Source organism: Nocardia sp. XZ_19_385 (genome assembly GCF_015355755.1).
GTDB lineage: Bacteria > Actinomycetota > Actinomycetes > Mycobacteriales > Mycobacteriaceae > Nocardia.
On sequence record NZ_JACVEE010000001.1, the window covers coordinates 2,685,912 to 2,702,533 of the forward strand.

Consider the following 16,622-nt stretch of genomic DNA (forward strand, 5'->3'; position numbering starts at 1 on the left):
CGGAGCACCAATGGAATTCGATCACTTCAGCTACGGCTGGATCACGCCGGTCGTGGCCTTCTTCATCTCGGTCCTCGGCTCGCTGCTCGGCCTGCGCTGTACCTCGCACGCCCGGCTCGCCGAATGGCCGGTCGGCTGGCTCATCGCGGCCGCCATCTCCCTTGGCGGCGCAGGCATCTGGGTCATGCACTTCACCGCCATGCTGGGCTTCTCCATCCCCGGCGCCACCATCCGTTACGACGTCCCGGTGACGCTGCTCAGCGCGGCCATCGCGATCGTGTTCGTGTGGATCGGACTGTCCATCGTGGTGCGCGGCCGGCGCGAGATCGTGGCGCTGCCGATCGGCGGCGCGATCACCGGCCTCGGCGTGGCCGCCATGCACTACCTGGGCATGTTCGCCATGAAGACCGGCATGGACATGGAGTACACGCTCGGCACGGTGGCGCTGTCGATCCTCATCGCGGTGGTCGCCGCGACCGCCGCGCTGTGGTTCATGTTGCACGTGCGCGGCCTGCTCGCCACCGTCGGCGCGGCCACCATCATGGGCTTGGCGGTGTGCGGAATGCATTACACCGGAATGTATTCCATGCACGCGGCACACAGCGCCCACCACGCCGCCGTGGCACCGGACAGCGGCGTCGCGCCCACCCAGCTCCTCACCCCGCTCATCGTCACCGTCACCCTGGTGCTGATGATGCTGGTCATCATGGTCGGCTTCGCCGAGATCGACGAGCGCAGCACCCGCGACGAACGCCTGGACCGCGAGCCGCGTGAGCCGTCGACGCACTGGCCGACTACCGACGAGGTGCGCGACCGCCAGGCTGCCGACTGGGGTTTGCGGCAACCGGCGCACCGCCGGGAGCTCAGCCGACGGTAGCCCGGTTCACCCGAATATCGGCCCCGCGGAACCGATTTCGACTGGCAGCTGCGGCTGCTGACGGTAGAAGCAGCGGCTGGCCCCGATCAGTCGTGCCGAGCCCGCGGCTCGCTCCAGATATCAGGTGCGACTACTGAAACAGCACAGCCTTGCGGATCGAGTACACAGCCGAGCAGTTTGTCGTGCCGCAGGGTCACGACGCGTTCGCCGATGGTGAGTTCAGGATGCTCTGCGGTGAGGTGGGTTTCGAACCGCAGCACATCGGCGACCGAGTGCAGACTGGCCTGCAGGAGCAGGTTGTGCGCGCCGGTGATCGCGGCACAGTTGCGGACCTCCGGGAGCTCGACGAGAGCGTGGCCGATGTTCCGCAGTGGTCAGCGGGCGCGGTAGCCCAAAATGTCACAGCCACGGGCCAGCCGCCGAGCGGCCGGGCGAAGTCGCAGCGGAAACGAAACAGCCCGAGCCGGGTCAGTTCCTCGAGGCGGCGTTTGACGACGGCGGTGCCGGTGCCGAGTTGGGCCGCGAGCGCGGAGTAGGAGGCGCGGCCGTCGTGCGCCAGCGCGTCGAGCAGGGCGCGGTCCTGGTCGGTTAGGCGGCTGCGGTCCCGCTTCGACGGTGGTTGCGCGGCGGGGGCAGCCAGGCGGGTGCGCTGCTCCGGGTCGAGGGCGTCGATGCGCCAGTCCCCGCCCTCGGTGAACATGTGGGTGATCAGGTCCGCGCGGACCGCGGTGACATGCGGGAGCGCGGGCAGCACATCGAGGGTGTAGCGGGACATGGCCGCCAGATCGGCCGCGCCGGCGGTCGCCAGGATGTGGTGCGGTCCGGCGGCGCGTTCCAAGGTCACCAGGTGCGGATGCTTGGCCAGCTCTTCGACTACCGACCCGACTTGCCCTGCCACGCAATCGATTCGGAGGTAGGCCAGGCAGACCTGGTCGAACAGGCGCGGACCGGGCGAGACACCCACCCAGGCAGCGCCGCGGCCCGCCAGGCGCTGCCAGCGGCGCGCAACGGTCACCGGGTCGACGCCGAGCGCGTGCCCGAGCTCGGCCCAGGAAGCGCGCGGCCGCAGCTGCAAGGCGTGAATGAGCGCGAGTTCATCCTCGGTCAGCAGATCGTAGCTTTCCTGCACAATAAGCAATCCCTTGTTACATATCCTGCGTGTTGGGCCTAGTCGGCATTAGATATTGCACTCTAGCTTGGTATCAATCAGTGCATCTGTCCTGTTGAATAGACCCAGCCCAGAGAGGCCGTAGCGATGGCGTTCGGCGACTATCAGAACGAGATCTATTTCCGTGGGCTGGGCGGGGTGGTGCCCACGTTGCCCATGAAATACGCCGAACTGCGCGAGCGGGCGCAAGCCGCGCTGCCGCCGTCGATCTGGTCCTATGTGGCCGGCGGCGCGGGCGACGAGCGCACCCAGGACGCCAACGTCACCGCGTTCGACCGCTGGGGGCTGGTGCCGCGCATGTTCGTCGGCGCGAAGGAACGCGACCTGTCCGTCGATCTGTTCGGAATGTCCTTGCCCACACCGGTTTTCCTGGCTCCGGTCGGTGTCATCGGCCTGTGCACGCCGGACGGGCACGGTGATCTGGCGACCGCCCGGGCCGCCGCTCGCACCGGCGTTCCGATGGTCGCCTCGACCCTGACGGTGGATCCGCTGGAGCAGGTGGCCGCCGAATTCGGTGATACTCCAGGCTTTTTCCAGCTCTACACGCCAACCGACCGTGACCTCGCAGCCAGCCTCGTACAGCGCGCCGAACAGGCCGGATACCAGGCCATCGTGGTCACCCTCGACACCTGGATCACCGGGTGGCGCCCCCGGGATCTGTCCACCAGCAACTTCCCGCAGCTACGCGGCCACTGCCTGGCAAACTACTTCACCGATCCGGTCTTCCTGGCTGGGCTTGCGCAAACCCCGGAGCAGGATCCGCAGGCCGCGATCCTGCGCTGGATCCAGCTCTTCGGCAATCCACTCACCTGGGCGGACCTGCCGTGGCTGCGGTCGCTCACCGATCTGCCGTTGCTCGTCAAAGGCATCTGCCATCCCGATGACGCGCGGCGCGCGATCGACGGCGGGGTCGACGGCATCTACTGCTCGAATCATGGTGGGCGCCAAGCGAACGGCGGCCTGCCCGCCCTCGATGTGCTGCCCGAGATCGTGGCCGCGGCGGACGGTGTGCCGGTCCTGTTCGACTCGGGGATCCGCAGTGGCGCCGACATCGTCAAGGCGCTCGCGCTGGGTGCGACGGCGGTGGGAATCGGCCGGCCATACGTGTACGGCGCCGCGCTCGGCGGGGTCGACGGCATCGTGCATGTGCTGCGGTCGCTACTGGCCGAGGCCGACCTGATCATGGCGGTGGACGGGTATCCCACGCTGAAAGATCTGACGCCCGAAGCACTTCGCGCCGTACACGCGTAACCCCGTACTCATTTCGGCAGGAACACCGCAGCACCGGCGATGAGCGGACCCAGGACAGGCAGGGCGGCCTGCAAGTCCGCGAACAACGTGCGGTCTACGCCTACCAATTGTTCGAGCTTGGAGCGCTTTTCGAGCCGATCCACGACCTCGTCCGCGTCGCCGGGCGTACCGGTGGCGAAGATCGCCTGCACGAGCCGGCCGCCCTGCGCCCGAATCGCCCAGCTGCCGGGGGCGTAGAACAGCGCGACCAGTGCCGACCCGGCCGCGCCGAACACCACCACCAGTTCCCGCGGCTGGCTCTTGCCCATCAGCACTCCGGCTCCGAGCGCCAAGGTGGACAGTGCGACCAGCGACCCGAGGGCCGACAGCAACCCTTGCAACCGCCGCCGCAACGCCATCAACTCCACCACGGCGTCCTCCAGCGCACTCACACCGGCATCCGGAACCGGCCGGTTCAGCACCACGCTCCTGACGCCCAGCATCGCGGCTCCTGCCCAACCCCCACCCGCGAAAGCCAGCCCCACCAATACATCACCGCGCCAACCACTCCCGGGCCGCGGCGCGAGCAGTTCTCCGGCCGCCAGCACCACGACCACGCCGACCCCGATCAGCAGCGTCGGGATCACCGTGTCACGCCACCGGAGGCGCTGCCCCCGCGACAGCTCTCGCCACACAGCCCAGCCGTACACAGCAACCAAACCCGCTGCCGCACAGAGACTCACAGCAAGCGCTGCCCACACCTGCCACAGCGGGCTCGCTCGATGCGCCGAGGTCAGCGTGACACCGAAGCCCGCCAGCGCCAGCACCAGGCTGAAAACGCCGCCACGCCAATGAGATATCCCCATGCCGTACCTGAGCTCTCGACAGTCGAGCACTACCGGATGTAGTCGGCCTCATCATCGCTCGCGTTCACGACACCCGCACAAGAATCAACGGTCCGAACCCATGCGGCGTCTGCCGCGCCGCGTCGAGTGATTGCACTGAACAGTGCCTGACCTGCGGATTCAGACTCGCCGCGCGGACCGGACAGCGATATCCGGCCCGCCCCGCGGCTTAGCGTCAGCTCGACCGAACGGCACCGAAGACGATCGAAGGGATGTCTCATGGATACCCGTTTCCGTCTGGCCTGCGTCGCAGTGCTTGTCAGCGCGACCATGGGCGGCGCGGCCCTCGCCGCGTCCACCTCCGCGGCCGCACCGGCCGACGCCGACGCGCTGCTCACCTGCAAGGAAACCGGCACTGTCACCTGGGCGGAGCCCGGGCTGGCCGACCAGCCCGCCACCGTGGAGTGGACCGCCGAGATCGATTTCAGCGAGTGCACCGGTGCCGCCACGCCGACGCCGGTGAAACTGTCGGCGAAGGGAACCGAGAACGCGGGCTGCGAGGGCGAGGTCACCGAGCACAAGGGCACCGGAACGATCACCTGGTCCGACGGCAGCACCAGCGAGTTCCGCCAGGGCGAAACCGATCAGTCCAAGGACGAGGGCTCGGGCCCTGGCATTTTCCCGATCTATATCGTGAGCGGGACCTTCGCGGACCACTTCGCGGAGGACAACAACACCGTGAAGTTCGCGGACGACACCTGCCCCGGCGAGAACAAGGCCGACCTCGCCGGCACCTTCACGCTGCGTTGAGCCGTCCGGCGGTGACCCGGCTACCGGAGAGCCGCCACCCGGCCGGGGAGATCATGGCGCTGGCCCACCCGCGGAACCTGCCCGATGACCTCGCCGGGCTTCGCGCCGGGTCCGGCTCGGGCAACCGAAGGCTGCCGACCATGTCGCCTGGCGAGACCGAACACGATGCGTTCTTCGGCATCCGGCGCGAGCCCGCAGATGCCGGGCTGTTGTGGCGCGCCGCGGCGGACCGCGTGTACCGCTCCGTCGTATCTCAGTTGGCCACAACAGCATCCGATCGCGTGGCGGCGGATGCTTTGGACGGCCTGGCTGCGGAATTTCCCGAGCTGCGCCGCACGGCAACAGAGCAACCCGCACCGGCGTGGACCGGGCTGGAGTGGTGGATCAACGGCCACCGCCTGTTCGCGGTACTTACCCAGGCCGCGACAGTTGGTCTGCGCCATACGATCCGGCAGGTCCAGATCGGCGACCTCGCGGCCGCGGCCGTCAACGTGAACACCACTGCGACGCTGTTCCGTTGCAGTGCAACAGCTTTGCGTATCACGGGTAACTTCAGCCGCACCGAATATCAGGAGTCCGTCCGCCCGCGAATGGCTCCCCCGCACCTCTCAGCAGGTTTCAGCGGCCTGCTGTCGGTCGACCATCGGATGCTCGTCGCCGCGCTTCATGACTGGCGGCCCTACGCGGGCGAGCCCGCGTTGCGCGGGCTCTCCGACCAGCTGCGCGACGGGCTCGCCGCCGCCTACTCCGCGCATGAAGGCGTGTGCGACCGCTTCGTCGGCGGCGAAGGCCCCAGCTTGCGCACCGCCATCGTCCGTCATCAACCCGCCGCTGCCGCCGTGCTGCACGACCTCGCGCAGCAGCGGCTACGGCTACTCGGTCCGGGCGAGTAGGTCGGTGGCGGTGCGATCGATCAACTCCCATGCGGCACGCACGTGCTCGACCCGCGTCGCGGTACCGCCGATGGCCATTCGCAGCGTGTATGCACCCCGAACCTTGGTGTGCGACAGATAGATTTGCCCGGAATTGTTGAGCTTCTCCAGCAGCTTCCGGTTGATCTCATCAGTCCCGCGCAGCCGCAAGCACACCAGCGACAGTGGCCGTGGCGCCATCAGTTCGAAGCGGTCGTCCGCGGCTACCTTCCCGGCGAACTCCGCGGCGAGCGCGACACTGTGCCGGATGTGCGCACGCAACCCTTCCGCGCCGTACCACCGGATCACCGCCCACAACTTCAGCGCGCGGAACCGCCGTCCCAGCGGCACCTGCCAATCTCGGTAGTCCACCACCGTTCCGGAGGCGCTCGCATCGTTGCGCAGATACTCCGGTAGCACCGAAAGCGCACCGATCAGATGCTGCCGATCGGTGACATAGCAAGCGTCACAATCGAATGCGGTGAGCAGCCACTTGTGCGGGTTGGTCGAATACGAGTCGGCGTAGTCGGCGACTCCGGCGTGGATCCAGCGCAGTTCGGGGCACACCGCGGCCACTCCGGCGTAGGCGGCGTCGACGTGCAGCCAGGCCCCGAACTCGCGGCAGATCGGCCCGATTCGATCTACTGGGTCCACGGCACTGGTCGAGGTGGTTCCGACGGTGGCCATCACCATTACCGGGGTCCGGCCCGCGGCGACATCATTTGCCATCGCTTCGCGCAACGCGACGGGATCCATCGCCATCGCGCCATCGGTCTGGATGAGCCGCACCGCCGATGTGCCGAGTCCGGTTATGCGAGCGGCTTTCTCGAAGGCGGAGTTCGCATCTGCGGAGGCGTAGACCACGTAGCGATCGTGCTCGATGCCCGCGCGTCCGACCTGCCCCGCCGACACCCGGTGCAACGCCGCGAGCAGCGCGACCAGGATCGCGCTCGACGCGGTGTCCTGGATGACTCCACCACCGTTGCCCGCGAAAGTGAACTTGCCCGGCAGCCCGAGCAATTCGGCGAGCCAATCCAGGACATGCTGTTCGACCTCGGTGCAGGCGGGGCTGGTCTGCCACAGCATGCCCTGCACGCCGAGTCCGGCGGCCAGCAATTCCCCGAGCACAGCCGGACCCGACGTGTTCGCGGGGTAGTAGGCGAAGAATCCCGGGTGTTGCCAATGCGTCAGTCCCGGAACGACAATGGCATCCAGGTCGTCGAGAAGCGCCGCGAACGGCTCACCGGTTTCCGGCGCGTGCGGCGGCAGTTGCGCCCGCACCTCTCCCGGAGTCGCCCGCGACAGCACCGGCAGCGACTCCACTCGATCCCAGTAATCGGCGATCCAATCCACCACCGCCCGGCCATGATTGCGAAACTCTTCGCTGGTCATGTGCGGTGGTACGGATCCATCCGGAGCGTCCGGGCTACGACCGTCCATGCTCCGGCACCCTACCGCCGCGGGCGGCGTAAAACCGGGAGCCGGGCGCTGCGGCAGAGCCCATCAGCTTCGCTTCAGAACTTGCCCGCTTGCAGCGTATAGCTGAGCGGCAGGCGTTCCGGATGCTCCGAGAGCCGCCACTCGCCGCTGGGTTCGCGAAACATCTGCCCTGGCAGTGCATTCCACGGGACGCTGGTGTGCTCGGTGAGTCCTGTCAGGGTCAGGCCCGCGTCGAGCACCGCTGTCACGATCTCGCCGAGACCGTGGTTCCACTCGTGGGTGGTGGTGGCAGTGAACTCGGCATCGGTTTCGACGTAGGTGCCCTCGTCCGCGAACACCATCGGCTCGGGCAGTTCGAAGTATGGATAGCCGAGAACCAGACGGTCCGTGTGCTTTTCGTCGGTCGCCCACAGCATCGGATGACCTTCGCGGAGGAACAGCCGTCCACCCGGGCGCAGCAGCCCCGCGACGGTCTCGGCCCAGCGCCGTATGCTCGGCAGCCAGCACAGCGCGCCGATTCCGGTGAACACCAGATCGAACTGTCCGGCGCCGAGCACGGATTCGGCATCGTAGACATCGGCCTCCACGAATTCGATTGCCGCGCCGGTGCGCTCGGCTAGCTGCCGGGCCTGCACCAGCGATGCGGAGGAGAAGTCCAGCCCGGTCACGTTCGCGCCGAGCCGGGCCAGCGAGAGCGTGTCCGTGCCGATGTGACATTGCAGATGCACTACGCGTAGCCCACGCACGTCCCCGAGCAACGGTTGGTCGAAGCGCACCACCTCGCCGATGAAGTCCGGTTCGGTGAGGTAGCGGTGGAGGTCGTAGTCGGGGGATGCGGCATGCGCCGGTGCTCGCTCATCCCAATTGGCTTTGTTCAGAACGCGATAGTCGTCGGTCACCTTTGCCACTCTGGCACGAGGCCTGCTGGCCGGCGCGCGAATTGTCGGCAGCAGGCCCGGCGTGCGGTTAGGGCTGGCCGCCCCAGTACGCGTAGCCCGAGTCGATCAGATCCTGTCCACCGCAATAGATTTCACCGACGACCGCGCCGATGATCGCACCGGGGAGGACGCCGACGATGAGGAAGATGAGTCCGATACCGGCGCCGATCGCGGCGCCGATGCCGGCGCAGGGCAGCGCGCGGTTGAATTCGTAATTCCACCAGTCGATCGAGGAGATGAAGTTCTCCCGGCGCAGGACCGGGGTGGTGGCGGCCAGAGTGAGCCGGCGCCCGTCGTCGGCGATGGCGGCAGTGAGGGAGAACCGCTGGCCGTCAGCCGTAACCGACAGCGGGATGGTGACAATCGGTTCTCCGGCATCGCTGCGCAGCACGACAGCCGACCGGTCGATGTCGAGGCTGAAGGCCCCACCGGAAACGGTGGTGACCAGCGAGGCCGCGTCAGGTGAGGCCTGCACGCTGTAGGCGACCCCCTGATCGACACCATGCAGCGCGTCGGCCACCACCGACCGGCCGTCCACCACCGGCTCGGCCTGCGCCGGCGCGGCCGACAACAGACCTGCGGCGACCCCGATGGCAGTGAGAGCAGCGACCGCGAACCTCGTATTCATGAACCACTCCTTTAATATTGGTGAGCGATACATACCTCGTCGATCCGACATTCACGCCGGGGCGATATCACCGGTGCACTGAGAATCTAGCGGTAGCAAGCAGCGAATTGTCGGATTCGATGGGCGAACGTTTCAGGTGGCGCAGCTCATGCTGGGCCACAAAGACTCTCCGGACCCCCGAAACCGAGGTTTCCAGCCATGTCCGCGAATTAAACACCACCACAATCGCATTCAAATATCAGCCATACTGGCCAGGAGTAGCGCCAACCAATTCAACCGACGCAGTCTGAGAAATAGCTGAATGGTTGCCCTGATAGTCTCGTTGGAGACATAGACAGATCAAAACTCGAAGGGTGTAGGCCGGTGGCTGCCGATATTCTCGCGGTCCGCCGTGCTCGCGCGGCGCGCGTTGGTCCATCGCGGCTTCGCACTTTGCCGCAGCTGCTGGAGACGGCGGCCGGCCTCGACCCGGAGGCGTGTGCGGTCCGGTTTGCCGGGCGGGAACTGACCTATCGAGAGCTCGGTGCGCAGTCGGCACGGCTGGCGCGGGTGCTGATCGAGCGCGGGGTGGGGCCCGGCGACCGGGTGGTGCTGGCGTTGCCGCGATCGATCGAGTCGGTGGTCGCGATGTGGGCCGTGGCACAGACGGGTGCGGCATTCGTGCCGGTGGATCCGCAGTACCCGGCGGAGCGAGTCGCGCACATGATCGGCGACTGCGGTGCCACGTCCGGGTTGACGGTCTCGACGGTTCGAACGGATGCGGGTGCGGACCTGGACTGGCTCGAGATCGACTCGGCCGAGTGCGCCGCCGCGCTGGCGCGGGCCTCGGCCGAACCGGTGCATTTCGGTGAACGGGTTCGACGGCTGTATGGCGAGGATGTCGCCTATGTGATCTATACCTCCGGGTCGACCGGGCTGCCGAAGGGCGTGGCCGTGACGCACGCCGGTCTGTCCGGATTGTGCGCCGAGCAGGCCCGGCGGTTCGGGGTGACCGCGGCGGCGCGGACCTTGCATTTCGCCTCGCCGAGCTTCGATGCGTCGATCTTGGAGCTGTTGCTCGCGATCGGCGCCGGCGCGACGATGGTCGTCGTCCCGCCCGATATCTATGGTGGAGCCGAGCTCACAGAACTGCTGCGGGACGAGCGTGTGACGCACGCCTTCATCACCCCGGCGGCGCTGGCGGGACTCGAGGAGACGAACCTGCCCGAGCTGCGCACGGTGGTCGCGGGGGGTGAGGCGTGTCCGGCGGAACTGGTGGCGCGCTGGGCGCCCGGGCGGTCGTTCTTCAATTTGTATGGGCCGACCGAGACCACCGTAGCGGCCACGATCAGCGGGGAACTGCATCCGGACGATATCGTCACGATCGGCCGACCTGTCGCGGGTATGGCGGCGGCCGTGCTCGACGCCCGGTTGTCGCCGGTTCCGGATCGGGTGGCGGGTGAATTGTATTTGGCAGGGCCTGGATTGGCTCGCGGCTATCACGATCGTGCCGGGCTGACAGCGGCGCGATTCATCGCCCATCCCGACGGTAGTGGTGAAAGACTTTATCGCACCGGGGATTTGGTCCGATGGATCACCGGGAGCGATGGCACACCGCAATTGCAATTCCTTGGGCGCACCGACTCACAAGTCAAGATTCGCGGCTTCCGGGTGGAGCTCGGCGAGATCGATGCGGTGCTGGCAGAAGCGAATTCGGTCGCGTTCGCCGCCACGGTGGTGCGGCGGATGCCCAGCGGCGCGGATGCGCTCGTGTCGTATGTGGTGCCCGCACCGGGCTCGGAGTTCGATGCCGAGCCCTTGATGGCGCGTGCCCGCCGGCTGCTGCCGCGGCATGCGGTGCCCACGGCGGTCGTGGCGATCGACACTATTCCGCTGACCCCGGTGGGCAAGCTGGATTATGCGGCGCTGCCGGCGCCGGTTCCGGCCGCGCGACCGTATCGGGAACCGGTGACGGCGACCGAGCGGACCGTGACCGAGATCTTCACGGATCTCCTCGGCGCCACCCGGGTGAGCGCCGATGACGACTTCTTCGAACTGGGCGGCAATTCGCTGCTGGCGACGCGGGTGGCGGGACGCTTACGTACCGCACTGCAGATCCAGGTAGCGGCGCGGACCGTCTTCGATCATCCCACCGTCACGGAGTTGGCGGCGGCCGTGGACGAACTCACGACCACCACCTCGCGGCAGCTGCCGTTGACGGCCCGGGCGCGTGGCGAGCATGTGCCGCTGTCGCTGGCGCAGCAGCGGATGTGGTTCCTGGCGCGCTTGGATCCGGCGTCGGCCGCACACAATATCCCGATCGCACTACGCCTTTCCGGCAGTCTGCGCGTCGACGCCCTCACCGCCGCGATGCGCGATGTGCTGGAACGGCACGAAGCGCTGCGCACGATCTACCCCGAACACGACGGAAGCGGCTATCAGCACATCCTGCCCGCCGAGCAGGTGCGGGTGGATCTGGCTCCAGCCGATATCGCGGACACGGCGCTGCACCGGGAAGTGTCCGAGTTCATGAGCGCGGGATTCGACGTGACCGCGGAGGTGCCATTGCGCGCCAGGCTGTTCCGGCTCGATGCCGACGAGTTCGTGCTGGCACTGGTAATCCATCACCTCGCGGCGGATGGGTCTTCCCTGGCTCCCCTGACTCGCGATCTGATGCTCGCCTATCAGGCTCGCACGCAGAACCAGGCTCCGGAGTGGACACCACTTCCGGTGCAGTACGCCGATTTCGCGATCTGGCAACGCGAAACACTCGGTGCGGCAACCGATCCGGAGTCGCTGCTGGCCGAACAGCTGCGGTACTGGGGCCAGACGCTGTCGGGGCTGCCGGCCGCCCTCGAACTTCCGGCCGATCGGCCGCGGCCCCCGGTGGCAAGCAATCGCGGTGCGGTCCACAGCTTCCACCTCGATGCCGACCTGCGTTGCGCCCTCGAACAATTCGCGAAGGACCGCGACGCCACACTGTTCATGGTGGTGCATGCGGCGCTGGCGGTGCTGCTGGCCCGACTCTCGGGCACCACGGACATCGCGATCGGGACACCTGTGGCCGGTCGCGGCGAGCCGGAGCTGGACGCGCTGGTCGGCATGTTCGTCAACACCCTGGTCTTGCGCACCCACACGGCTGGTTCGGAGAGTTTCGCCGAGCTGGTCGATCGGGTGCGGGAGACCGACCTGGGCGCATTCGCACATGCCGATATTCCGTTCGAGCGGCTGGTCGCCGAACTCGACCCGCCCCGCAGCCAGGCGCATCATCCGCTGTTCCAGGTGGTGCTGGCGTTCCAGAACTTCCAGAGCGAGGCCCTACGCCTGCCGGAGTTGACCATCACGCCGATCGAGCTCGGGGCCGCGGTCAGCCCCGTCGATCTGCAATTGACCGTTGTGCCACACCAGGATTCCGCGGCGGGCCTGTCCTGTTCCTGGCGGTATGCGACGGATCTGTTCGACCCGGCCACGGTCGATGCCCTGGGCCGGCGACTGATCGACTTGCTGAGCACGGCCGTAGCGCAACCGCAGTTGCCCATCGGGGATCTGCCCATCCTCGACCAGCAGGAGCAGGCCGCCCAGCTGAGCTCGGCGGCTGGACCACAGCGTCCGCTGCCCCACCGGTTGCTGCTCGACGGTTTCGCCGCGCAGGCCCAGCGCTCCCCCGCTGCGGTCGCCGTGAGCTGTGCGGACGGCTCGGTCACCTACGGGGAGCTGGCCGCGCGGGTCAACCGCCTGGCCCGCAAGCTGATCAGCATGGGCGTGGGTCCTGGCGCGACCGTGGGCCTCGCCATGCCTCCGACCCTGGAGTCGGTGGTCGGTATGTACGCGATCGTGCAGGCCGGTGCCGCGTACGTACCTATCGATCCCGGCCAGCCCGCCGCGCGCATCGCCGACATCCTCGCCACCGCGGATCCGATCTGCGTCCTGACGGCCGGGGCCAAGATCCATACCCGGCCCGTTCTCCGGATCGACAACCTGGCGAATTCCACTGCCCTGTCCACATTTTCGGATGCTCCACTCACCCACGCGGATCGATTGCGCCCTCTGCGCGAGCAGGACCTTGCCTATGTGATCTTCACATCCGGGTCGACCGGGCGCCCCAAGGGCGTGGGCGTACCGCACGGGGCGATCGTGAATCAGGCCGCCTTCTTCACCGCGGAATACCAACTGGCCGAGACCGATACCTACCTGCAGTCAGTCCCGTTCACCTTCGATGCGTCGCTGATCGGCTATGCCGCGCCGCTGAGTGTCGGCGCGCATCTGGTGCTCGCCTCCGCCGAGGAGCGCACGGATCCTGAGCAGCTGGCTCAACTGATTGCCCGGCATCGAGTGACGACGATGGCGTCCGTGCCATCGCTTCTGCAGGTGCTGCTGGATTCCGCTCCGCCGCAGTCTCTTTCCTCGCTGCGTGCGGTGTGGGTGGGCGGAGAGCCGCTGCCTGCCGCGACGATCGCGCGGTTCAGTGCTGCGTGCCCAGCCCGCTTGCACAACCTGTACGGGCCAACGGAGGCCACGGTGTCCATCACCGGTGCGGACGTGACCGACATCGGCGCAGGCGCGGTGCCGATCGGCCATCCGCACTGGAACTGCCGGGCCTACGTGCTCGACGCACGGCTGCATCCGGTCCCGCCGGGTACGCCGGGCGAACTGTATCTGTCGGGAGCACAGTTGACTCGGGGGTATCTGAACGAAACCGCCCGCACCGCAGAGCGTTTCGTCGCCGACCCTTACGGCCCCACCGGTGCCCGGATGTATCGCACCGGTGATCTGGTGCGCCGCAACCGAACCGGCGACCTGGAATACCTCGGTCGCACCGACGTGCAGCTCAAGTTGCGCGGGCAACGGATCGAACCGGGTGAGATCGAAGCCGCCCTGCGCGCGGATTCGGCCGTCACAGGTGCGGCCGTCACCGTGCGCGGTGCGCAGTTGATCGGGTACGTGAGCATCGCCGATGCCGCGATCGACACCGCCGAGGTACTGGCTTCGTTGCGAAAGCGGCTGCCGGTCTACATGATTCCGGCACACCTGGTCGTCGTGGCCGAGTTCCCACTCGGTCCGACAGGCAAGCTCGACCGGGCCGCCTTGCCCGATCCGCAGCCGCCCGCCCGCGAGTACCGCGCGCCGAGCACCACCGACGAACAGATCGTGGCCGAAGTCTTCGCCAGTGTGCTGGGTATCGACAGGGTCGGCCGCGACGACGACTTCTTCAGCCTCGGCGGCAATTCACTGTCGGCGGTGCGGGTGCGGGCGGCGTTGGCCGAGCGCCTCGGTATCGGAGTTCCGTTGCGACTGTTGTTCACCTACCCACAGGTCGATCAGCTCGCCACCGCGCTTCGCAGCAGCAAGGCCGAGACGACCGGCAGTGACCCCCTGGCCGATACCGTGCTGGACGAGTCGATCACCGCGCCCGCCTGCCCGCCCCCTGGAGCGCCCAGCGCAATCCTGCTCACCGGCGCGACCGGATTCCTCGGTGCGTTCCTGCTGCGTGAGCTGCTCGACCGGACGTCAGCAACGATCTACTGCCTGGTCCGGGCCGACAACGAAACCGCGGCTCATGCGCGCATTCTCGCCGCCGGTGCGCGGTACCGGATCGACTTCTCCGGGCAGGAAGCCCGAATCGTCGCCATCCCAGGCGATCTCGCGCAACCACGCCTCGGCCTCACCGCGCAGCGCTTCCTCGAGCTTGCCGAACGAACCGACGAGATCTACCACAACGGCGCGCTCGTCAACCATCTCGAGCCGTACGACCGCATGCGCGCCGCGAACGTCGCCGGCACCACCGAGGTACTCCGCCTGGCCGCCACGGCCCGGGTCAAACCGGTCCACTACGTGTCGACCAGTTCCGCCCCGCCCACCGCTGACCTGCCCTCCGGCCTGCCCGGTTACGTCCTGACCAAATGGGTCGCCGAGCAACTCGTCCGTGCCGGCGCGCAGCGCGGCATACCCGCCACGATCTACCGTCCCGGACTCATCACCGGCGATTCTCGTACCGGCGCGGCCGGAACCGACGACGCCTGGTGGACGATGCTGCGTTCCATGCTCGTCACCGGCATGGCACCCGACCTCCCCGACGCCGAAATCGCCATGCTGCCGGTCGATCACGTCGCCGCGACGATCGTGCGTTGCGCCCGGCAACCGCACGCGCGCGAGACAGCGCTGGATGTGTCCTCGGAGACCGCGCTTCCGCTGCGGGCGATCGTGGACGAGGTCCGCCGGCGCGGTTATCGCTTGGATCTGGTGGAACCCGAGCGCTTCCCCGAAGCACTCACCACCGCCGCCGAGGAACGAGTCGGCTCCGGCGACGAATCCCTGTCCCGCGCAGCGGCTCTGAGCACCAACTATGCCGCGGCCGAGGACACCGAGGCCCCCGCACCAGCGCAGGTCCCCGCCGTCCCCGTGGTGAACGTCCCCGGTGTCGACGCCGCGGTGCTCACCCGCTACTTCGACTTCTTCATCGAGACCGGCTTCTTTCCGCCGCCGCCGAGGAAGTAGCCGCCGCGTCCACCGCGTTCGGGCCGGAGTTCCCCTCCGCTATCAGGGTCGGGTCGCAAGATAGACGGTGTTGGCAGACCGGCTCCGTGTGAGTGGATTGTCGAAGAACACCTGTTCGGCCTCGACATCGATGAAGACGGTGCCGAGGACGGCGAGGAATTCGTCGTCGGGTGCGTCATCGGACCACAGGGCGAAGGTGCCGCCCGCGGTGATGTGCTCGGCGAATACCCGTAGCCCGTCAGCGGTGTAGAAGGCCGTGTGCGGGTGGTGCAGGACGTGGCGTGGCGAATGGTCGATGTCGAGCAGGACCGCGTCGTAGGTTCGGCCCGGGCGTTCCGGATCGAACCCCGTCGTCCCCGCGGCGGCGGCGAAGAAGTCCGCACAGACGAGAGCGACCCGGCTGTCGGCGGCGAGGCCGACGGTATCGGGGAGCAGGTCACGCCGATGCCAGTCGATGACCGCGTCGGTGTATTCGATGACGGTCAGCGTCCGAACTCTGGTGTCGAGCAGAGCTTCTCGTGCGGTGTAGCCCAGGCCGAGACCGCCGACGACGATATCCAGGTCCGTGCCGGGCGTGCGCGCCAGTCCCAATCGCGCCAGCTCACACTCCGCGGCGGTGAACAGGCTCGACATGAGGTACTCATCGCCGAGCTTGACCTCGTAGATATCGGTTCGCGCCGTCGGCTCGAATCGGCGGCGCAGACTGATCTCGCCCATGGGAGTCTGCTGCCAGCCGAGTTCCTCGAAGCGTGCGCTCATCGCAGTGACACTAGGGGGACACAGCCGAACCTCGCACAGCTGGGCCGCAGATCGGAGCCGCAATCGGTGCCCCAGAGCGGCTCCAGCCAGAAACACATCGTCCATGACCTGTCAGCACCTGCCCAACCCCTCGTGATCGAAACTCGAGTCGCACTAGCGACAGCCAGAACGCGGCGGTCCGGACGGTCAGCTGAGTAAGGCCCAACAAGACCGCTCCGTTCAACCCCTTTCCCGTTCGATGCCCGCGCGCTACACGTGTGAAGGCAGTCCCGCGGCGAGCCGAGAACGCGCGATATGCGGCATGAGCGTGCGTTCCGAACTCGCCTCGCCACGAGGATGATCTTGACCGCTCGACATGCGAAACAGGCTGCACATCCGGCTCTACATGTCCGCGCGGGCGAGGGCCTCGGCTTCCATCGCGGCGATAAAGTCGGTGACGTCGGATCCGTAGATGCCCCAGCTGTTCACACCGCCGAGCTCGACGAGGCGAAGCACGCCGTCGGGGCCGACGCCGACATCGACGGTGACCATGGTGCAGCCGT

General features: G+C 67.5%; 11 protein-coding genes and 1 pseudogene. 5 read left to right on the plus strand and 7 right to left on the minus strand.

The features are described 5' to 3' along the window. Positions 1 to 10: 10 nt before the first annotated feature. Positions 11 to 877 carry an MHYT domain-containing protein gene (locus tag IBX22_RS12680; RefSeq protein WP_194815460.1) on the plus strand — a complete coding sequence of 289 codons (867 nt, stop codon included), beginning with the start codon at positions 11 to 13 and terminating at the stop codon, positions 875 to 877. 86 nt (positions 878 to 963) lie between these two features. Here IBX22_RS12680 and IBX22_RS38530 read toward each other — a convergent pair whose 3' ends face one another. Together IBX22_RS38530 and IBX22_RS12685 are read right to left on the minus strand one after the other, a co-directional pair. Further along, positions 964 to 1,248, minus strand: a complete 285-nt coding sequence (locus IBX22_RS38530) for an Lrp/AsnC ligand binding domain-containing protein (RefSeq protein ID WP_375540237.1) — start codon at positions 1,246 to 1,248, stop codon at positions 964 to 966. Positions 1,249 to 1,343: 95 nt separating this feature from the next. Next, a pseudogene (locus IBX22_RS12685) lies at positions 1,344 to 2,006 on the minus strand (AsnC family transcriptional regulator); the annotation flags it as partial. A gap of 126 nt (positions 2,007 to 2,132) precedes the next feature. Between IBX22_RS12685 and IBX22_RS12690 the strand changes: the two are divergent. Beyond that, positions 2,133 to 3,296, plus strand: a complete 1,164-nt coding sequence (locus IBX22_RS12690; RefSeq protein WP_194815461.1) for an alpha-hydroxy-acid oxidizing protein — start codon at positions 2,133 to 2,135, stop codon at positions 3,294 to 3,296. 8 nt (positions 3,297 to 3,304) lie between these two features. Here IBX22_RS12690 and IBX22_RS12695 read toward each other — a convergent pair whose 3' ends face one another. Beyond that, entirely contained in the window at positions 3,305 to 4,141 is an 837-nt protein-coding gene (locus IBX22_RS12695) for a hypothetical protein (protein WP_194815462.1), read from the minus strand. A 258-nt stretch (positions 4,142 to 4,399) separates the two neighbouring features. On the opposite strand from IBX22_RS12695, the gene IBX22_RS12700 reads away from it, so the two are divergent. Both IBX22_RS12700 and IBX22_RS12705 read left to right on the plus strand, forming a co-directional pair. After that, the gene (locus IBX22_RS12700) at positions 4,400 to 4,930 is read left to right on the plus strand and encodes a hypothetical protein (protein ID WP_194815463.1); all 531 of its coding nucleotides are present in this window, start codon (positions 4,400 to 4,402) and stop codon (positions 4,928 to 4,930) included. A gap of 11 nt (positions 4,931 to 4,941) precedes the next feature. After that, positions 4,942 to 5,823, plus strand: coding sequence for a hypothetical protein (locus tag IBX22_RS12705; RefSeq protein ID WP_194815464.1), 882 nt, complete (start codon positions 4,942 to 4,944; stop codon positions 5,821 to 5,823). Here the strand turns inward: IBX22_RS12705 and IBX22_RS12710 are convergent. From IBX22_RS12710 to IBX22_RS12720, 3 genes are all read right to left on the minus strand, one after another. Beyond that, positions 5,803 to 7,233, minus strand: coding sequence for a pyridoxal-dependent decarboxylase (locus tag IBX22_RS12710; protein WP_194815465.1), 1,431 nt, complete (start codon positions 7,231 to 7,233; stop codon positions 5,803 to 5,805). The two genes, IBX22_RS12705 and IBX22_RS12710, sit on opposite strands and share 21 nt — an antisense overlap. Positions 7,234 to 7,355: 122 nt before the next feature. After that, positions 7,356 to 8,180, minus strand: a complete 825-nt coding sequence (locus IBX22_RS12715) for a bifunctional 2-polyprenyl-6-hydroxyphenol methylase/3-demethylubiquinol 3-O-methyltransferase UbiG (protein WP_194815466.1) — start codon at positions 8,178 to 8,180, stop codon at positions 7,356 to 7,358. 67 nt (positions 8,181 to 8,247) lie between these two features. Further along, positions 8,248 to 8,847 (minus strand): hypothetical protein, encoded by a 600-nt coding sequence (locus IBX22_RS12720; protein WP_194815467.1) that lies wholly within the window; start codon positions 8,845 to 8,847, stop codon positions 8,248 to 8,250. A 363-nt stretch (positions 8,848 to 9,210) separates the two neighbouring features. Between IBX22_RS12720 and IBX22_RS12725 the strand changes: the two genes are divergently transcribed. Then, positions 9,211 to 15,321, plus strand: a complete 6,111-nt coding sequence (locus IBX22_RS12725) for a non-ribosomal peptide synthetase (protein WP_194815468.1) — start codon at positions 9,211 to 9,213, stop codon at positions 15,319 to 15,321. A 42-nt stretch (positions 15,322 to 15,363) separates the two neighbouring features. On the opposite strand, the gene IBX22_RS12730 is transcribed toward IBX22_RS12725, so the two are convergent. Beyond that, positions 15,364 to 16,080, minus strand: coding sequence for a spermidine synthase (locus tag IBX22_RS12730; protein ID WP_194815469.1), 717 nt, complete (start codon positions 16,078 to 16,080; stop codon positions 15,364 to 15,366). Between the last annotated feature and the right edge of the window lie 542 nt (positions 16,081 to 16,622).